The 21349-nt window shown below is 65.2% G+C and carries 3 protein-coding genes; all 3 read left to right on the forward strand.

The genetic code is table 11. The features are described 5' to 3' along the window. The first annotated feature begins 71 nt into the window (after positions 1 to 71). The 3 genes from GDV60_RS10595 to GDV60_RS10605 are packed head-to-tail and all read left to right on the forward strand — an operon-like array spanning position 72 to position 21266. Positions 72 to 12368, forward strand: a complete 12297-nt coding sequence (locus tag GDV60_RS10595) for a non-ribosomal peptide synthase/polyketide synthase (RefSeq protein ID WP_159907073.1) — start codon at positions 72 to 74, stop codon at positions 12366 to 12368. Next, the gene (locus GDV60_RS10600; RefSeq protein WP_256679368.1) at positions 12361 to 18099 is read left to right on the forward strand and encodes a non-ribosomal peptide synthetase; all 5739 of its coding nucleotides are present in this window, start codon (positions 12361 to 12363) and stop codon (positions 18097 to 18099) included. The genes GDV60_RS10595 and GDV60_RS10600 overlap by 8 nt, the downstream gene beginning before the upstream one ends. Next, positions 18096 to 21266, forward strand: a complete 3171-nt coding sequence (locus GDV60_RS10605; RefSeq protein ID WP_159907077.1) for an amino acid adenylation domain-containing protein — start codon at positions 18096 to 18098, stop codon at positions 21264 to 21266. Before GDV60_RS10600 ends, GDV60_RS10605 begins: the two co-directional genes overlap by 4 nt. Positions 21267 to 21349: the final 83 nt, after the last annotated feature.

Genomic DNA, 21349 nt, shown 5'->3' on the forward strand with positions numbered 1-21349 from the left:
TCCCGTCTGGATTCGTTTTATAGGGACGACGTGCCTTTGTGCTTCCTGCCTATTGCTCCGGATCCCAAGAAATGAACGCTGAAGACTCCTTGAAACTTGCTCGCCGGTTTATCGGGTTGCCCCTGGAAAAACGCCAGATGTTCCTCCAGGCGCTGCAAAAAGAAGGGATCGACTTCTCGCGTTTTCCGATTCCGGCCCAGGTCGAGGCCGAGGATCGCCAGGCGTTGTCCTACGCCCAGCAGCGGATGTGGTTTCTGTGGCAACTGGATCCGGCCAGCGCCGCCTACAACCTGCCGGGAGCGGTGCGTCTGAAGGGGCGTTTGAGCCTGGCGGCGATCGAGCAGGCGTTTGCCAGCCTGATCGCGCGACATGAAACCCTGCGCACGGTGTTCCAGCGCCAGGCCGATGAGCGCCTGTTGCAAGTGCCCTGCGAGCCTGCGCTGGCGATCGAACCTCTGGATCTTTGCAACTTGCCGCCGGCCGAGCGCGAACAGGCGGTGATGGCCGCCGCCACCGCGCAATCGCTGCAGCCCTTCGACCTGGCCACCGGCCCGTTGCTGCGTGTGCAATTGCTCAAGCTTGCCGAGCAGGAGCATGTGTTGCTGTTGACCCTGCATCACATCGTCTCGGACGGCTGGTCGATGAACGTGCTGATCGACGAGTTCATCCGTTGCTATGACGCCTTTGAACGCCAGCAGTCGCCGCAATTGCCGGCCCTGCCGATCCAGTACAGCGACTACGCCCTGTGGCAGCGCCGCTGGCTGGAAGCCGGGGAGCAGGCGCGACAACTGGATTACTGGCGCGAGCAACTGGGCGATGAGCACCCGGTGCTGGAGTTGCCCCTGGACTTTGCGCGTCCAGCCGTGGCCAGTCATCAGGGCCAGCGTTTTGAGTTCGCGGTGCCGGCGCAATTGGCCGAGGGCGCGCGCTTGCTGGCGCGCCAGCAGAACGTGTCGTTGTTCACGGTGTTGCTGGCCGCCTTCAAGGTCCTGCTGTTTCGCTACACCGGCCAGACCGACCTGCGGGTGGGCGTGCCGATTGCCAACCGGCACCGGGGTGAAACCGAAGGCTTGATCGGCCTGTTCGTCAACACCCAGGTCATGGCGGCGCACGTCGATGGGCAGGCGCGGGCCAGCGACTTGCTGCAGGTACTCAAGGACGTGGTCAATGGTGCCCAGGCCCACCAGGACCTGCCGTTCGAACGCCTGGTCGAGGCCCTCAAGCCAGAGCGCAGCCTGAGCCACACGCCGCTGTTCCAGGTGCTGTACAACCACCAGCCGCAAGTGGCTGATCTTGAGGCGCTGGTGCTGGAGTCCGGCCTGTCCCTGAGCCTGGTGGAGTGGCAAAGCCGCACCACCCAATTCGACCTGAGCCTCGACACCTGGGAGCAGGGTGGCACCCTGCGCGCCGCGCTGACCTTTGCCACGGACCTGTTCACATCCGCCACCATCGAACGCATGGCCCGTCATTGGATTCACATATTGGGCGGCATGGTCGACAACGTGCAGCAGCGTGTGGCCGAGTTGCCCATGCTGGATGCCGCAGACTACCAGCAGCAGATTCATGACTGGAACGCCACCGCCTCTGAGTACCCGCAACAGCGCAGTATTCATCGACTGATCGCCGAGCAGGTGGAGCGCCAGCCCGACGCCCTGGCCCTGACCTATGGCGCCAAGACCCTGAGCTATCGCCAACTGGACCGCCAGGCCAATCAACTGGCCCACAAACTGATCGAGCTGGGCGTGGGCCCCGAAGTGCGAGTCGGCGTGGCCATGCAGCGTTCCGACGCCTTGATCATCGCCTTGCTTGGCGTGCTCAAGGCCGGTGGCGCCTATGTGCCGCTGGACCCGGATTACCCCGCCGACCGTGTCGCCTACATGCTCGAAGACAGCCGCGCCCAGGTGCTGCTGACCGAGGCCGAGCTGCTCGCAGACTTGCCCGAGACCCAGGCCCAGGTGCTGTTGATGGATGACCTGGCCGACTACCCGCTGACGGCACCCGTCACGCAGGTCGAGCCCGACAACCTGGCCTACGTGATCTACACCTCCGGGTCCACCGGCAAGCCCAAGGGCGTGGCGATTGCCCATGGCAACGTACTGGCGCTGATCCACTGGTCGCAGCAGGTCTACAGCCGTGAAGATATCCAGGGCGTGCTGGCCTCGACCTCAGTGTGTTTCGACCTGTCAGTGTGGGAAATTTTCGTCACCCTGGCCAACGGCGGCTCGCTGATCCTCGCGCGCAATGCCCTGGAGCTGCCGGACTTGCCGGCCCGCGACCAGGTGCGCCTGGTCAACACCGTGCCGTCGGCGATCAATGCCTTGCAGCGTGCCGGGCAGATCCCCGAGAGCGTGCGCATCATCAACCTCGCGGGTGAGCCACTGAAGCAGTCGCTGGTCGATAGCCTCTATCAGCAGCCGTCGATCAAACAGGTCTATGACCTGTACGGCCCCTCCGAAGACACCACCTATTCCACCTGGACGCCCCGCGAAGCCGGGGGCCAGCCGTGCATTGGCCGACCGTTGAGCAACACCCAGGGTTACATCCTCGATGCCGACTTGCAGCCCGTACCCACCGGGTCCGCTGCCGAGTTGCACCTGGCCGGTGCCGGGATCACCCGGGGTTATCTCGGCCAGCCAGCCTTGACCGCCGAAAAGTATGTACCCAACCCATTTTCCACCACCGGCGAGCGCCTGTATCGCACCGGCGACCTGACCCGTTACCGCCCTGACGGCGTCATCGAATACGTCGGGCGCATTGACCATCAGGTGAAGATCCGCGGCCTGCGTATTGAACTGGGGGAAATCGAGGCACGTCTGCTCAGCCACCCGCAGATCAAGGAAGCGCTGGTGATCGCCCAGGATGGCCGGTTGCTGGTGGCCTATGTGGTGCCGGCGGCCATGCCGCAGGATCAAGCGGCGTTCGAACAAACCTTGCGCGCGCACCTGGCCGACACCCTGCCCGAATACATGCTGCCCACGGTGATCATGGCCTTGGCGCAATTCCCCGCGACCCCCAACGGCAAGCTGGACCGCAAGGCCTTGCCACGGGCCGGCGAGGCCAAGGTGCAGGCGTTCAGTGCGCCTCAGGAGCCCCGGCAGTTGCTGCTGGCCGGGATCTGGCAGGACATTCTGGGGCTGCCGCAGATCGGCCTGGATGACAACTTTTTCGAGTTGGGCGGCGACTCCATCGTGTCGATCCAGGTGGTCAGCCGCGCCCGTCAGGCCGGCCTGCAACTGGCGCCCAGCGACCTGTTCCGCCACCAGACCCTGCGCAGCCTGGCCGCGGCTGCCCGCGAAGTGTCGTCGCTGACCATCGAGCAAGGACCGGCCCAGGGCCCGGTGTTGCTGACCCCGGTCCAACAATGGTTCTTTGCCCAGGATATTCCGGCCCGCGAGCACTGGAACCAGTCGCTGCTGCTCACCCCCCGGCAGCCGGTCAACGTCGCGGCACTGGCGGCCGCGTTGCAGGCACTGGTGGCCCAGCACGATGCCTTGCGCCTGCGTTTCGTCGAGCGCGGGGAGGGCTGGGAGCAGGCGCACGCGGAATCGGCCACGGTGGACTTGTGGCAGCGCCAGGCCGCCAGCGTCGAGGCCTTGCGTGAGCAATGTGATCTCGCCCAGGCCAGCCTGGATCTGCAACGCGGCCCATTGATGCGGGCCATGCTGGTGGACATGGCCGACGGCAGCCAGCGCCTGTTGCTGGTGCTGCATCACTTGGTGGTGGATGGGGTGTCCTGGCGTGTGCTGCTGGAAGATCTGCAGCGCGGTTACGCCCAGGGCGTGGCCGGCGAACCCCTGGTGCCGGCGCACAAGACCAGTGCCTACCAGCAGTGGGCCGCGCGCTTGGACGACTACAGCCGCAGCCCGGCGCTGCTGGCCGAGTTGCCGTACTGGCGCGAGCAATTGCAGGGCCTGGCAACCGACTTGCCGCGGGATAACCCGCAAGGCCGGCAAACCCAGGCAGTGGCTGAGCATATCCGCCTGCGCCTGGGCCGCGAACAGACCCGGCAACTGCTGCAACAGGCGCCTGCGGCCTACCGCACCCAGGTCAACGACCTGCTGCTGGCAGCCCTGGCGCGCACGGTCTGCCAATGGACCGGCCAACCCTCGGCGCTGATCCAACTGGAAGGCCACGGTCGCGAAGAACTGTTCGACGATATCGACCTGACCCGCACCCTGGGTTGGTTCACCAGCCTGTATCCATTGCGCCTGACTCCCAGTGGCGAGCTGGGCGACACGCTCAAGGCGATCAAGGAGCAATTGCGCCAGGTGCCCCACAAGGGCATTGGCTACGGCGTGCTGCGCTACGGCGCTGCGGCTGACGAGTTGGCGGCGCTGGCCCAGCCACGGATCACCTTCAATTACCTGGGGCAGTTCGACCAGCAGTTTGGCGAGGATGCGCTGTTCGTGCCGGCCAGCGAAGGCGGCGGCCAGGCCCAGAGCCTGGAGGCGCCCCTGGCCAACTGGCTGAGCGTGGAAGGGCGGGTATACGCTGGCGAACTGGAACTGGACTGGAGCTTCAGTGGCGAAGTGTATCGTCGCCAGACCATTCAGGCCCTGGTGGACCACTGCGCCCAGACCTTGCACGAGTTGATCGAACATTGCCTCGATCCACAACAGGGCGGCGCCACACCTTCGGACTTTCCCCTGGTCAGCCTCGACCAGGCGCAACTGGAAGGCTTGGGCCTGCCCCTGGCGCAGATCGAGGACCTCTATCCGCTGTCGCCGATGCAGCAGGGCATGCTGTTCCACAGCGCCTACGACGCCGGTGGCGACGCCTATATCAACCAACTGCGCCTGACCATCGATGGCCTGGACGTGGAGCGGTTTGGCCAATGCTGGCAAGCGGTGCTGGAGCGCCATGAAGTATTGCGCGCGCGCTTCGTCTGGGAAGGCCAGGCGCAGGCGTTGCAAGCGATCCAGCGCTCGGTGCAACTGCCGCTGACGGTGCTGGACCAGGCCCCCGACGACCTCGACCGATTGGCCCTCGAACAACGCAAACAAGGCTTCGATCTGCATCAGGCGCCGTTGTTGCGCCTGGTGTTGGTACCGCTGGCGGGCCAGCGTTATGAGCTGATCTACACCAGCCATCACATCCTGATGGATGGCTGGAGCAACGCGCAGTTGCTTGGGGAAGTCCTGCAACGTTACGCAGGGCACGTGCCTGCGCCGGTCAGCGGGCGCTACGCCGACTATGTGGGCTGGCTGCTGGCCCAGGACGCCCGCGCCAGTGAACAGTTCTGGAGCGCGCACCTGCAAGCGCTGGCCGCGCCGACCTTGCTGGCCAACGCTTTGCCGGCGCCGCGCTCAGGCAGCGGCCATGCCAGTCACCACCTGTTGCTGGATACCCACACCACGGCGCGCCTCGGGGCGTTTGCCCGGCACAACAAAGTCACCTTCAACACCCTGCTGCAAGCGGCATGGGCGATTTTGCTGCAACGTTATTGCGGCCAGCCAAGCGTGGCCTTTGGCGCGACGGTGGCCGGACGTCCGGCCCATTTGCCGGGGATCGAGCAGCAAGTCGGGCTGTTTATCAATACATTGCCGATCATTTGCAGCCCGGATGCCACCCATAGCGTCGCCAACTGGCTGCAACAGGTGCAGGCGCACAGCGTGGCCCTGCGTGAGCACGAGCACACGCCGCTATACGACATTCAGCGCTGGGCCGGGCAGCCCGGCAGCGCACTGTTCGACACCTTGCTGGTGTTCGAAAACTACCCGGTGTCCCAGGCGCTGCAAGCCGGTGCTCCTGCCGGCTTGAGCTTCAGCGGGCTGCACAACCATGAACAGACCAGCTATCCGCTGACCCTGGGCATCGAGTTGGGTGAAACCCTGAGCCTGGATTTCAGCTACGCCCAGGCCGACTTCAGCCCGCAACAGATACACGCTATCGGCACGAGTCTGCTGCAATTGCTTGCGCAGTTTGTCGAGGATAACGGCCAGGCATTGGGCAGCCTGAGCCTGCGCGATCCAGCCTTGGAGCAAGGCGCAGTGCAGCCGGCGCTCGACCCACTGCTGGCGCACCAGCGTATCGAACGGCGTGCCGCGGCGACCCCGGATGCCCTGGCCTTGATCAGCGGTGACGAGCGCTGGACCTACACCGAACTCAACCAGCGCGCCAACCGCCTGGCCCACCGCCTGCGCGAGCAGGGTGTGATGCCCGGCCAGCGAGTCGGGCTGGCGGTGCGTCGCGGAGGGGCGATGATTGCCAGCCTGCTGGCGATCCTCAAGGCGGGTGCCGCCTATGTGCCGCTGGACCCTGATTACCCGGCCCAGCGCCTGGCCTACATGATTGATGACAGCGCCATGGACTTGCTGCTGCGCCAGCCTGGTGTGCTCGACGACGCCCTGGCCGATGCCCGCGTGCCGTGCCTGCTGCTCGACGGTTCGGAGCGCGACTACCCGTGTACCAACCTCGTCAACCTGGCGCTGGCCGAGCACCTGGCCTACGTGATCTACACCTCCGGCTCCACCGGGCAGCCCAAGGGCGTGTCCATCGCCCATGGCGCGCTGCGCGAGTTCTGCACGATCGCCGCCGAATACTCGCAACTCACCCCACAGGAGCGGGTGCTGCAGTTCGCCACGTTCAGCTTCGACGGGTTTGTCGAGCAATGCTTCCCACCGCTGTGCGAAGGCGCCTGCCTGGTGCTGCGCGGTGACGACACCTGGGACACCGCGACCCTGTACGAGCAGATCATCGAGCATGGTGTGACCCTGGCCGACTTGCCGGCGGCGTACTGGTTCCTGCTGGCCCAGGACTGGGCAGCGGACCCGCAGCGCAGTCGCGGGCAATTGCGCCAGGTGCATGTCGGTGGCGAAGCAATGTCGGTGGAAGGGCTCAAGCTCTGGCACGCCGCCGGCCTTGGCAGCGTGCGCTTGCTCAACACCTATGGCCCGACCGAAGCCACGGTGGTATCCAGCACCCACTTGTGCCAACGGATGGATGCCGACGCGGCCAATGGCGTGCCGATTGGCCGTGCCTTGCCGGGGCGGGCGCTGTATGTGTTGGATCGCGACGCCAACCCGCTGCCCGATGACGTGGTCGGTGAGTTGTGCATTGCCGCGTGCGAGGGCTTGGCCCAGGGTTATCACCAGCGTCCGGCATTGACTGCCGAGCGCTTCATTCCCGACCCATTCGCTGCCGTGGCTGGCAGCCGCGTGTACCGCAGCGGCGACCTGGCGCGCCGGGACGCGGCGGGCGTGGTGCACTACTGCGGGCGGATCGACCATCAGGTGAAGATCCGTGGGTTTCGTATCGAGCTCGGCGAAATCGAATCGCGGCTGCTGCAACAACCCGGTGTCCGTGACGCAGTGGTGCTGGCCCATCAGGGCGCAAGCGCCCAGCAACTGGTGGCCTATATCGTGCCGGCGCAGGCCGAGCCGGCCTTGCGCGAGCGGCTCAAGGCCAGTCTCAAGGCGAGCATGCCGGACTACATGGTGCCCACCTACTGGATGCTGCTCGACCACTTGCCGCTGACCCCCAACGGCAAACTCGACCGCAAGGCCCTGCCAGCGCCGGACGCCAGCTTGTTGCAACACGATTACGTGGCACCGGTCACGGCGCTGCAACAGCAACTGGCGGCTATCTGGCAAACGGTGTTGAACCTGCCGCGCGTGGGGTTGAACGACAACTTCTTCGAACTGGGCGGCGATTCGATCCTGTCGATGCAGGTGGTCAGCCGAGCCCGTCAGGCGGGCCTGCACTTTACTGCCAAGGCGTTGTTCGAGCAGCAGACCATTCACGGCCTGGCCACTGTAACCCGCAGCGGCGATGGCTTGCCGAGCATCGATCAGGGGCCGGTGGCCGGTGGCATGCCGTTGCTGGCGGTGCAGCAGGCCTTTTTTGACGAGGATATTCCCCAGCGTCAGCACTGGAACCAGTCCGTGCTGCTGACGCCCCAGCAGCCTTTGGACAGCGCACGACTTGCCCAGGCCTTGCAGGTGCTGGTTGCCCATCACGATGCGTTGCGCCTGAGGTTCCAGCACGACGGCGAGCAATGGCTCGCCAGCCACGGCGAGGCGTCAACCCCCGCGCTGCTGTGGCAGCACCGGGTCAACGATGAAGCCGAGCTGCAGGCGCTGGCGGATCAAGCCCAGGCCAGCCTGGACCTGCAACACGGCCCGCTACTGCGCGCGGTATTGTTCGATAAGGCCGATGGCAGCCAGCGCCTGCTGGTGATCATCCATCACCTGGTGGTCGACGGCGTGTCCTGGCGCATCCTCCTGCAAGACCTGCAGGGCGCGTACCGCCAGCCCGCTGTGGGCCTGCCGGCCAAGACCACCGCGTTCAAAACCTGGGCCGAGCAACTGCAGGGGCTTGCCCGCAGCCCCGCGCTGCAAACCGAGATCGCGTTCTGGCAATCACTGCACGCAACCGCCAACCCTCTGCCGGGCGCCAAGCCTGGTGCCAGCCTGCGCAGTCGCGATGGCGTGACGCTCGACACCCGCCTGGATGCCGACCTGACCCGGCGTTTGTTGCAGGAGGCACCCGCGGCCTATCGCACCCAGGTCAATGACCTGCTGCTGACGGCATTGGCGCGGGTTATCACGCGCTGGACCGGGCGCCACGAAGTGCTGATCCAGCTCGAAGGCCATGGCCGTGAAGAGCTGTTCGACAACCAGGACCTGACCCGCACCGTGGGCTGGTTCACCAGCCTGTTCCCGGTACGCCTGGCACCTGCCGAGGCGCTGGGCGATTCGATCAAGCAGGTCAAGGAGCAACTGCGCGCCATTCCCAATCGGGGCGTAGGCTTTGGCGCCTTGCGTTACCTGGGCGACGCTGCCGTGCAGCAAACCCTGGCAGCACTGCCGGTGCCGCGTATTACCTTCAACTACCTGGGCCAGTTCGACAGCAGCCTCGAAGGCGGGCAAGCAGCCTTGTTCGTACCCAGTGGTGAACACGCCGGGCTGGAACAGCATCCGGATGCGCCACTGGGCAACTGGTTGACCCTCAACGGCCAGGTGTTCGACGGCGAGCTGTGCCTGGGCTGGACCTTCAGCCAGCAGATGTTCGACGCCGCGACCATTGAGCCACTGGCCGATGCCCTGGCCGTGGAACTCAAGGCGCTGATTGAGCATTGCACGACCCGTGGCGAACACGGCGTGACGCCGTCGGACTTCCCGCTGGCGGCGTTGACCCAGGTGCAAGTGGATACGCTGGCTGACGTGCCTGTAGCCATCGAGGACATTTATCCGCTGTCAGCCATGCAGCAAGGCATGTTGTTCCACAGCCTGCTGGAGCAGGGCGGCGGCGATTATGTCAACCAGATGCAGGTCGGCATCGATGGCCTCGAACCCGAACGCTTCCGTGCGGCGTGGCAGGCGGTGGTCGATGCTCACCCGATCCTGCGCACGGCCTTCGCCTGGCAGGGTGGTTTGCCGCAGCCGGTGCAGGTGGTGCACAAGCAGCTTGAAGTACCGTTCAGCGTGCTCGACTGGCGTGACCGCAACGATCAACCGGCGGCACTGCAAGCGCTGGCCGCTGCCGAGTTGGCCCAGGGCTTTGCGTTGAACCAGCCAGGGCTGTTGCGCCTGGTGCTGGTGCGCCTGGATGAGCGTCGTAGCGAGCTGCTTTACACCCACCACCACATCCTGATGGATGGCTGGAGCAACTCCCAACTGTTGGGCGAAGTGCTGCAACGCTATGACGGCCAGGTGCCGACGCCGTCGGTGGGGCGCTATCGCGATTACATCGCCTGGTTGCAACGCCAGGATCAACAGGCCGGCCAACAGTTCTGGAGCGCCAACCTGGCGGCACTGGAAGAGCCGACCTTGCTGGCCCAGGCGGTCAGCGCCCCGGGGCCGGCGCTTGGCAGTGGCCATGGCGATCACTACCTGACGCTGGATGCGGAGCAAACCCGCCGTCTGGGCGAGTTTGCCCGCCAGCAGAAAGTCACCCCCAACACCCTGGTGCAAGCCGCGTGGCTGCTGCTGTTGCAACGCTATACCGGGCAGGACTGCGTGGCCTTTGGCGCCACGGTTGCCGGCCGCCCGGCAGACCTTGCGGGTATCGAGCAGCAGGTTGGATTGTTTATCAACACCTTGCCGGTGATTGCCAGCCCGCGCGCCGAGCAAACCGTCAGCCAATGGCTGCACGCCGTACAGGCGCAAAACCTGGCCCTGCGCGAACATGAGCACACGCCATTGTTCGATATCCAGCGCTGGGCCGGGCACAGCGGTGACGCGCTGTTCGACAGCCTGCTGGTGTTTGAAAACTACCCAGTGGCCGAAACCCTCAAGCGCGGTGCGCCCCAGGGGCTGGTGTTCGGTGAGGTACGCAGTGTCGAGCAGACCAACTACCCGCTGAGCCTGCTGGTCAGCCTGGGTGAGACGCTGACGGTGCATATGCGCTTTATCCATGCGCATTTTGGCGTCGGCACCATCGACGAACTCAGCGAACATTTGCGTCACCTGCTGCTGGGCATGCTCGATCAGCCCGAGCTGGCGCTGGGTGGTTTGTCGATGCAAGGCGCTGCCCGCCAACGCCAGGTGGTCGCGCAATGGAATCCACCAGCGGTGGATTACCCGCGCGAGCAGTGCATTCATCAGTTGTTCGAGGCCCAGGCGGAGCGCGCGCCCGATGCCGTCGCCCTGGTATTTGGCCAACAGTCGCTGACCTATGGCGAGCTGAACCGCCAGGCCAACCAACTGGCCCACCGGCTGCTGGCCGAAGGTGTCGGGCCGGACCATCTGGTGGGGATTGCGGTGGAGCGTGGCTTGCCGATGATCATCAGCCTGCTGGCGATCCTCAAGGCCGGTGGCGCCTACGTGCCGCTGGACCCGGCTTACCCGGCCGATCGCCTGGCGTATATGATGCAAGACAGCGGCCTGGGCTTACTGATTACCCAGGCGCCGCTGCTCGGTGCGCTGCCGATTCCGGGCGGTGTGCAGGCACTGGTGCTGGAGGGCGAGGCGGGCTGGTTCGCCGGTTATCCGAGCCACAACCCTCCCGCGTCGGCGGGGCCGGACAACCTGGCCTATGCGATCTACACCTCCGGTTCCACCGGCAAGCCCAAAGGTGTGATGGTGGCCCATGGCGCCCTCGGTAACTTCATTGCGAGCATGGCCCGCGCACCGGGGCTTGCGGCGGGTGAGCGGATCCTCTCGCTGACAACGTTCTCGTTCGACATCTTCGGCCTGGAGATCTACCTGCCGCTGACCGTCGGCGCCTGTGCGGTGCTGGTGGACAAAGACACCACCCTCGACCCGGACGCGATCCTCACCACGGTCGCGACCCAGCGCGTCAACACCCTGCAAGCCACGCCCTCGACCTGGCGCATGTTGCTCGACAGCCCGCAGGTGGCGGCATTGCAAGGCTGCACCTTGCTCTGCGGTGGCGAAGCCCTGGCCGATGAACTGGCGGCACGCATGCTCGCCCTCGGCGGCGTGGTGTGGAACCTCTACGGGCCGACCGAAACCACCATCTGGTCGGCCGCCCATCGCCTCGACGGCCAGCCATGGCTGGGCCGGCCCATCGACAACACCGCGTTGTACATCCTCAGCCAGGACGGCGCGCTGGCCCCGGTCGGCGTGCCCGGCGAGCTGTTGATCGGCGGCGATGGCCTGGCGCGCGGCTACTTCCAGCGCCCCGGCCTGACTGCCGAGCGCTTCCTGCCAGACCCATTCGGTGCCCCCGGCCAGCGCCTGTACCGCACCGGCGACCTGGCGCGTTATCGCGTCGAAGGGGTGATCGAGTACCTCGGACGCCTGGACCACCAGGTGAAAATCCGCGGCTTTCGTATCGAACTGGGGGAAATCGAGGCGCGCATCCAGGCCCAGGACACGGTGCGCGAAGCGGCCGTGGTGGCCCTGGACGGCCCCAGCGGGCCACAACTGGTGGGCTATGTGGTGCTCGCCGAAGCTACCGATAGCACCGAACAACACGCAGCGTTGCGCGAGTCGATCAAGGCCGGCCTCAAGCAGCACCTGGCCGACTACATGGTCCCGACACACCTGGTGTTTGTCCCCCAGATGCCCCTGACCCCCAACGGCAAGCTGGACCGCAAGGCCCTGCCGGCCCCGGACGTCAGCCAGATGCAACAGGCCTATGTGGCGCCGGTTACGCCGCTTGAGCAGCAACTGGCCGAGATCTGGCAGCAAGTGCTCACGGTCGAGCGCGTGGGGCTTGGCGACAACTTCTTCGACCTCGGAGGGCATTCCCTGCAAGTGGTGGTGATGCTGTCCCGGGTGCGGGCGGTGCTTGGGGTGGACGTGGCCGTGAAGGACTTTTATGCCCAGGGCAGCCTTGGGGCGTTGGCCCAAACGTTGGCCGACGCGGTCCAGGACGACGGCCTGGGAGATGACTTTGACCTGATCTTCGATGCCCTCGATGAGCTGGAGCAGGAAAACCTGGAGGAAAGCAATGCTTAACAAAACTGCGGAACTGGTGGCGCGCATCAAGGACTTGAGCGCACCCAAGCGCGCGCAACTGTTCAGCAAGCTGGAGCAACAGGGCGTCAACGTCGCGCGTTTTCCGATTGTGCCGGCGAGCGAAACCGGGCCTCAGCAACTGTCGTATGCCCAGCAGCGGCAATGGTTTCTCTGGCAGTTCGACCCTCAGGGCAGTGCCTATAACATCTGCGCGGCATTGCGTTTAAAGGGCCAGCTGGATGTCGAGGCGCTGCAATGCAGCCTGTCGCAGCTGTTGGCGCGCCATGAAGGCTTGCGCGCCGGCTTTGTGCAGCAGGATGAGCAGGTGCGTTGCATTGTCCGGCCCATCGAAGCGCTGGAACTCGTGGTAGAGGACGCTGCGGCGGGCGACCCCGTGTCCGCAGTCAAGGCCTTTGTCCAGGCGCAGAGCAGCCAGCCGTTCGACCTGCAACACGATCTGCTGCTGCGTGCCGCACTGTTGCGCCTGGCGGACGATGAGCATGTGCTGGTACTGACGCTGCACCACATCATCACCGATGGCTGGTCGATGCAGATCATGATCGATGAGCTGCTGGCGCTGTACATCGCCCAGGTCACGGGTACGCCCTGTGAGTTACCGGCGCCGGTCATTCAATACGCCGACTACGCCGCCTGGCAACGACAGTGGCTGGAGGCCGGGGAAGGGCGTCGGCAGCTGGATTATTGGCGCGCCAAGCTGGGCAGCGAGCACGTGTTGCTTGAGCTACCGGTGGATCGCCCACGCCTGGCGCCGCCGGACCAGCGCGGCGCGACACTGCCGCTGGCGTTGGACCGCGCCTTGAGCGACGGCCTCAAAGGCTTGGCGCAGCAGCAAGGGGTGAGTCCGTTCATGCTGTTGCTGGCGTCGTTCCAGGTGCTGTTACACCGCTACAGCGGCCAGTCGGATATCCGGGTCGGCGTGCCCACCGCCAACCGCAACCGGGCCGAGACGGAGCGGGTCATCGGCTTTTTCGTCAACACCCAGGTGATGCAGGCCACGCTCGACAGCCAGCAGCCGTTTGCGGACTTTGTGCAAACCGTCAAGGCCGCCGCCCACGAGGCCCAGACTTGGCAGGACCTGCCGTTCGAGCAATTGGTGGAGGCGCTGCAACCCGAGCGCAACAGCCTGCACACGCCGTTGTTCCAGGTCATGTTCAACCACCAGATGGAAGCCGGGCGGTTTGCCGATGGCCAGCCCTTGGGGGGGCTGCTGTGTACACCCGTCGACTCGGAAAACCTCAGTGCGCCGTTCGACCTGACCCTCAACACCTTCGACGGCCCCGACGGCCTGTCGGCGGCGCTCACCTATGCCACCGATATCTTTGACGCCTCGACCGTCGAGCGCATGGCGCGGCACTGGCAGGCCTTGTTGCAGGGCATGGTCGATGATCCCCGGCAGCGCATCGGCCAATTGCCGATGCTCAGCGCCGCCGAACAACACCTGGCGCTGCAAACCTGGAACGCCAGCGCCGCCGACTACCCCCGTGACAGCGCCATCCACTCGTTGATCGAGTCCCAGGCTGCCCGTACGCCGGATGCGTTGGCGTTGGTGTTTGATACCCAATCGCTGACCTTTGCCCAGCTCAACCAGCAGGCCAACCGCCTGGCTCATCGCCTGATCGAAAGCGGTGTGGGCCCGGATGTGCTGGTGGGCATCGCGGTGCAGCGCAGTGTCGACCTGGTGGTCGGGCTGCTGGCGATTCTCAAGGCCGGTGGCGCTTATATCCCGCTGGATCCGGCGTACCCCGAGGATCGCCTGGCCTACATGATGCAAGACAGCGGCCTGGCCCTGCTGCTGACCCAGGCACCGTTGCTCGCGCGCTTGCCGATCCCGGCCGGGGTCACTGCGCTGGCCCTGGACCAGCCGGGTGCGTGGCTCGATGGCTACAGCGTGGAAAACCCGCTGCCGCGCAGCACCGCCGAACACCTGGCCTACGTGATCTACACCTCCGGCTCCACGGGTAAACCCAAAGGGGTGATGGTGCGCCATGGCGCCCTGACCAATTTCGTGTGCAGCATGGCCCGCCAGCCGGGGCTGGACGCCCATGATCGGTTGCTGTCGCTGACCACCTTTTCGTTCGATATTTTCGGCCTGGAAATCTACGGGCCGCTGCTGGTCGGCGCCACCCTGGTGTTGACCGGGCAGGACATCAATCTCGACCCGCAAGCCTTGCTCACCCTGGTCAAACAGCAGCGCATCAGCGTGTTGCAGGCCACGCCTTCCACATGGCGCATGCTGCTCGATCACCGCCAGGCGGATGCCCTCAAGGGCTGCAAACTATTGTGCGGCGGCGAAGCGCTGCCCCTGGAACTGGCGACCCGCCTTTTGGCGCTATCGCCCCAGGTCTGGAACCTCTACGGGCCGACCGAAACCACCATTTGGTCGGCGCAGTACCCACTCGCGCCAACCCAGCCACAGCCGTGGCTCGGCGGGCCGATTGCCAATACCAGCCTGTCTATCCTCGACGATAACCTGGCGCCGGTAGCGGTCGGGGTCGCCGGCGAGTTGTTGATTGGCGGCGACGGCCTGGCGCGGGGTTATTTCCAGCGTCCGGCACTCACCGCCGAGCGCTTCCTGCCCGACCCGTTCGGCGCTCCCGGTGCGCGCCTGTATCGCACCGGTGACCTGGCGCGCTACCGCGCGGATGGGGTGATCGAGTACATCGGTCGGGTGGATCACCAGGTGAAGATCCGTGGGTTGCGGATCGAACTGGGGGAAATCGAAGCGCGACTGCTGGAGCAACCTCAGGTGCGCGAAGCGGCCGTGGTGGTGCGGGACGTCGCAGGCCATCCGCAGTTGGTGGCGTACGTGGTCGCCATGCACGCGGTGAGTGATGAGCAGGCGCTGCGTGACGCTTGCAAGCGTCAGCTCAAGGGCGACCTGCCGGAATACATGGTGCCCAGCCATTGGGTGTTCCTTGATAGCCTGCCGCTGACCCCCAACGGCAAGCTCGACCGCAAGGTGTTGCCGGCGCCGGATGCCAGTGCCTTGCAGCAGCACTACATCGCGCCGCGCAACACCCTGGAGCAGCAGATCGCCGAGGTCTGGCAACAGGTGCTGGGCCTGGCACAGGTGGGGGTGAGCGACAACTTCTTCGAGTTGGGCGGGCACTCACTGCTGGCCACCCAGGTGATCGCGCGGCTCAAGCCCATCCTGGCCAGCAGCCCGGGTTTGCGTGACCTGTTCAATGCCCCGGTGCTGGAAGACTTTGCCGCATTGCTGGCAAGCCGCTCGGCCGCACCCCCGGCGCAGATCGCCTTGCACGCCCATGGCCCGCGCAGCACTGCGCCCTTGTCCCTGGCCCAGCGCCGCTTGTGGGTGGCCGAGCAGTTTTCGGCCGGCAACGGCGCGTATGGCATGCCGTTGGCGTTGCGCTTGCGGGGCGAAGTCTCGGTGCCGTTGCTGATGGAAAGCCTAAAGTGCGTGGTGCAACGCCATGAGGTGCTGCGCACCGCTTATGTCGCCGACGATGACGGCGATCCCCTGGCGGTGATCGCACCTGACGTGACGGTGGACTTCGCTCTGGTCGACCTGTCGCACATGGACCGTATCGAACAGGAAGCCCAGGTCGCCCAGGCCACTCTCGACAACACCCGGCGCCCGATCAACCTGGCACAGGCGCCGTTGTTCCGTGGGCAGATCCTGCGCCTGGGCGCCCATGAACATGTGCTGCTGTATTCGATGCACCACATCATCTCCGATGGCTGGTCGATGGCGGTGCTGGTGGGTGAGCTGGTGCAGCACTACGCCGCGCTCAAGCAGGGGCGTGGCATCGATCTGCCGCCGCTGCCGGTGCAATACAGCGACTATGCCCAATGGCAGTTGGAGTTGGAACAGGCCGGGGTGTTGCAGCAACAGGCCGGCTACTGGAAGGACGCCCTGGCCGGTCACCCTGGGCAACTGCTGCTACCGACAGACTATGCGCGGCCGCCGATGCCGTCGTTCGAGGGCTCCAGCGAGTCATTCAGCGTGCCGCCGGCGTTGGGCGAGGCACTGAAAAGCCTGTGCGCACGCCAGGGTGTCACGCCTTACACCACGTTGTTGGCCGCATTCCAGGTGTTGCTGCACCGCCTCGCCGCCAGCGACGACCTGCTGGTGGGCGCCGATGTGGCGGGGCGTCAGCATGCCGAGCTGGAAGGCCTGATTGGTTTCTTCGTCAACATCCTGCCCCTGCGTTCGCGCTTCGACGCCAAGGCGCGGTTCAGCGATTTCCTCGCTGCTGCCCGGGAAACCACGCTTACGGCCTTCGAGCACCAGGACTTGCCCCTGGACATGATCGCCGAAGCCAGCAACGTGCCGCGTCACAAGGGCTTCAACCCCTTGGTGCAAGTGCTGTTTGTGATGAACAACCTGCCGGTGCACAGCGCGGGCCTGGCGGACATTGCCGTGGAAATGGTGCCCAGCCTGGGCGGCTATTCCAAGTTCGATATGGCGCTGTTTATCGACGAAGAGGCTGGGCAGTGGCAAGGCACCTGGCAGTACGCCAATGACTTATTCAAACAAGAGCGCATCACCGAACTAGTGAGCGCCTGGATGGGAATTCTTCAACAGATTGTCATGGATCCAGACATCCGATTAGGGGACATCATCATGCCGTCGAATACCGCTGTTGCTCCTGCCACTCCTGCCAGCCCGAAGGCCGACAAGCTGGGCAAGTTCCTCAAGAAACCGTCGAGCCCGGTGGCCAGGGCGCCGCTGCCGGTCATGCGCGAGTCACTGTTGAACGCCGACCAGGTGTTCCCGTTGCTGATGGAGCCCAACGACCCGGGGCTCGACCTGGTGACCTGGGTCCAGGCCAATCGCGCCCTGGTCGAAGAGAAACTCGCGCGGCACGCGGGGATCCTGTTCCGTGGCTTTGCCATGCGCGATATCCACGATTTCGAGGCCTTTGCCGAAGCGGTCCAGCCGGGCCTGTACGGCCAGTACGGCGACTTGCCGAAGAAAGAGGGCGGCAAGAATACCTACCGCTCCACGCCGTATCCGGAAAAGAAAATGATCCTGTTCCACAACGAGAGCTCGCACCAGGATCGTTGGCCGCGCAAGCAACTGTTCTTCTGTGAACAACCGTCGCCCGTGGGCGGGGCCACGCCGGTGGTCGATTGCCGGCTGATGTACCAGCGCCTACCGCAGGCGTTGCGCGATACCTTCGAAAGCAAGGGCCTGCTGTATGTGCGCACCTTCGCCGACAAGCTCGACGTGTCCTGGCAGCACTTCTTCAAGACTGAAGATCGCGCCCAGGTCGAGCAGCGCTGCGCCCTGGCCGGCATCCAGTGGACCTGGCTGGACAACGACGAGCTGCAAATCCGCACCCCGTGCCCGGCGATCATCACTCACCCGAGCACCGGCGAAAAAACCTTCTTCAACCAGGTGCAACTGCACCATATCTACTGCCTGGATCCCGACGTGCGCGACGACCTGCTGGGCCTGTTCGGCGCCGAGCGCATGCCGCGCCACGTGTATTACGGCGACGGCAGCCCGATTGAAGACGAGGTGATGCAGCAACTGGGCGAACTCTACGAGGCCTGCGCGGTGCGCTTTGACTGGCGCAAGGGCGATGTGATCCTGCTGGACAACATGCTCGCCGCCCACGCCCGCGACCCCTTTGAAGGCCCGCGCAAAATCGTCGTGGCCATGGGCGAAATGATCGAACGGCGCGACCTGGAAACGGTAGCGCCCTCCACACGTATGCAAACTGAAGGGACTGACGCATGAGTACGCTTAACGATGCAGGCCTGGCGCTGCTCGCGGAACAGCAACAGCGGGTACTGGACGCCCAGGACGGCGCGAGCTGGGGCGATATCGCGCACCTGCTGACGATCCAGATCAGCGGCGCACTCGACGTGCCACGCCTGCAAGCGGCTATCAACGGGTTGCGTCAGCGTCACACCGCGCTGGCCGCGCGTTTGGCGAACGCCCCCGGTTACCGTGGCCTGCGGCAGTTCTTTGATGCCGGTGCGGCGAATGACGCATTGACGGTGGATGAGGCCAGCAACACCGCGCAGGTCTTGGCGCTGTGGTGCCAGCGCCCGGTGAGCCTGGCGTCGAGGCTGTTTTTCGAGGGCCTGTTGCAGCGTATCGACACCCAGCAGTGGCAACTGACCCTGGGCCTGGCGGGTTTTGTCGGCGATCAGGCGAGCCTGGGGATCCTCTATCAAGACCTGTGCACAGCCTATGAGCAGGGCAGTTGCAGTGTGGACGAGGAACTGGGGCAGTTTGCCCAGTACCTGGAGTGGCACGCAGAAGTGGTGCTGGACGAAGACGCGCACACTGCCAAAGCCTATTGGCAAGCCTACCTGCCGGGAGCGGGCGCGCTGGCACCGGACTTGCCGGGCCGCTACGCCAATACTGTGCAGGGCAACGCTGCAGGCCAGTCCTTGAGCAGCGACCTCGACCCGAGTGTGTTGGCGCGCCTGGGCTCGCTCGCCACCCAGCACGACACCCAAGTGACCACGCTCTTGCAAGCCGCGTGGTGGGTGCTGCTGGCGCGGATCAGCGGCCGCGAAGGGTTTGTCGCTGGCCTGCGGCATGACGCGCGCCAGGACTATGAGTTCTTCGCACCGACCGTGGGCCTGCTGGAAAGAACCCTGGCGCTGAACCTCAACCTGGCGCCGACGGCCTCGTTCAGCAGCGTATTGGCGCAGTTGGCGGGCGTGCTGGACAGCCATGGCACCTGGCAGGAATATGCGCCGCTCGACGCGGGCCTGCCGCTGACCCACGGCTTTGGCGTGCGCCAGCAACCGGCCCCGCGCACGCAGGGCACCAGCGCCTGGCGCTGCGCCTACCGTGCTGATAGTCGGCCGCTGTTCGAACTGGCGTTGACCGTCAGTGTGGAGGAGGGCGGTGCCGTCTGCGGCCTGTCGTTGGACTATGCCGCGGCCGTGTACAGCCAGGCCGCGATGCAGACGCTGCTGGCACAGTATCAAGTGCTGCTGGCCAGTTTGCTGGCGCAGCCAGACGCAGCCATCGCCACCCTGAGTCTTTTGGGTGAGGCGGAACGCCAACGCCTGTTGGCCTTAAACCCAGCGCCGCAAGTGCTGGAAGAGCGGGTGCTGTTGCCCGAGCATATTCGCAACTGGGCCGAAATCACCCCGGATGCAGTGGCGCTGGTCGCGGGCGATCAAGCATTGACCTATGCCGAGCTGGAGGGCGGGGTGCGTCAACTGGCCAGCCGCCTGTGCGAGCATGGCGTGACCGCGGGGAGCATCGTCGCCCTGGCCTTGCCGCGCGGTGTCGCGCAGGTGCAGACCATTCTCGCCGCCTGGCGCACAGGTGCCGCCTACCTGCCCCTGGACCCGAGCTGGCCGGCGGCGCGCCAGGCCCAACTGGTGGAACAGGCTGGCGCGCAATTGCTCGTCACCCAGGGCACGGCGCTGGCTGGTTTGGGCTGCGCAGTGCTGGACCTCGATCAACCGCTGCAGCAGCCATTGCCGGAAGTGCCCAGCGCCAACCTGCAAGGCCACGACGCGGCTTACGTGCTGTTTACTTCCGGCACCACCGGTGTGCCCAAGGGCGTGGTGGTGGAGCATCGGCAATTGCTCAACTATGTCGCGGGTGTCAGCAGTGAACTGGACCTGGCCGCCTGCCGGCACTTCGCACAGGGCTCCACGGTCGCCGCAGACTTGGGCAATACCAGCCTGTTCGGCGCGCTGTACAACGGTGCCACCTTGCATATCGCTGATGAAGCCACGATGCAGGACCCGCAGGCCTTTGCAGCATTCATCCAGACCCAGGGCATCGACTGCCTGAAGATCGTCCCGTCCCATCTCGCCGCCTTGCTCGAGGCGCCGCAGCCGCAAGTGCCGGCCACCCTGATCCTGGGCGGCGAAGCAATCGGCCAGGGGTTGGTGGAGCGCATCTTCAACCTGCGCCCCGATTGCCGCCTGTTCAACCACTACGGCCCCAGCGAAACCACCGTCGGCGTCGCTGTGCATGCGATCCGCCCGCAGGACTTGCAGCAACTGGGCGTTCCCCTGACTCGGGTCCTGCCCAACAACCAGCTTTATATCCTCAACGAGGACCAGCAACTGCTGGCCAGCGGTGAACTGGGTGAGCTGTATATCGGCGGGCAGCAATTGTGCCGTGGCTATCTCAACGACCCGGCGCAGACCGACGCAGCGTTTATCAACAGCCCGTTTGCCCCTGGCGAGCGCCTCTACCGCAGCGGCGACCTGGCCCGCTACCTGCCCCAGGGCGGTATCGTGCTGTATGGCCGGCGCGACCATCAGGTGAAAGTGCGTGGGTTCCGTATCGAACTGGCAGAGATCGAACAACACCTGCTGCGCGCCCCTGGGGTGAGCGAAGCCGTGGTGTTGCTGGCGCAGGATGAGCCGGTAGCCTTTGTACTGCCAAGCCAGGACGCGCCTGCCGAGTGGCTGCCAACCCTCAAGCAACACATGACCGAGCACTTGCCGGCGGTGATGGTGCCGCGTCAGTACCAAGTGGTGCAGCACATGCCCCGCCTGGGCAATGGCAAAGTCGACCGCCAGGCCTTGCAGCGCCTGGAACTGATCGAAGAAGACGACAGCTTCGTCGAACCCCTGGACGCCCTCGAGGCCCTGCTGGCCAGCCGCATGGCCCAGTTGCTGGGCCGCGAACGCCTGAGCCGCGACCGCGACTTCTTTGCCGCTGGCGGCCATTCGCTGCTGGTGATCAAGTTGGTGGCGGGGATTCGCAAACTGCTGCACTGCGAAGTCCACCCTGGCATCGTGTTCGACCACCCAAGCCCCGGTGCACTGGCCCAGGCCCTGCGTGCCCAGGAAGACAGTCCCGGCCAACTGGAGAAACTGGCCCAGGCACGTTTGCGCCTGGATGCATTGAGCCCAGAAGAGAAGGCCGCATTGCTGGAAAGGGCGCGCCAACAGGCGGCGGTGCAGAGCTAAGGCAGTGGCGGGCGCTGGCGGTCAATCAGCGCCCGCTAATTTTATGCTGTTGCGAACGATTCTCATAAATTGTAATCTAGCGC

The organism is Pseudomonas sp. DTU12.1, from assembly GCF_009873475.1.
GTDB lineage: Bacteria > Pseudomonadota > Gammaproteobacteria > Pseudomonadales > Pseudomonadaceae > Aquipseudomonas > Aquipseudomonas proteolytica.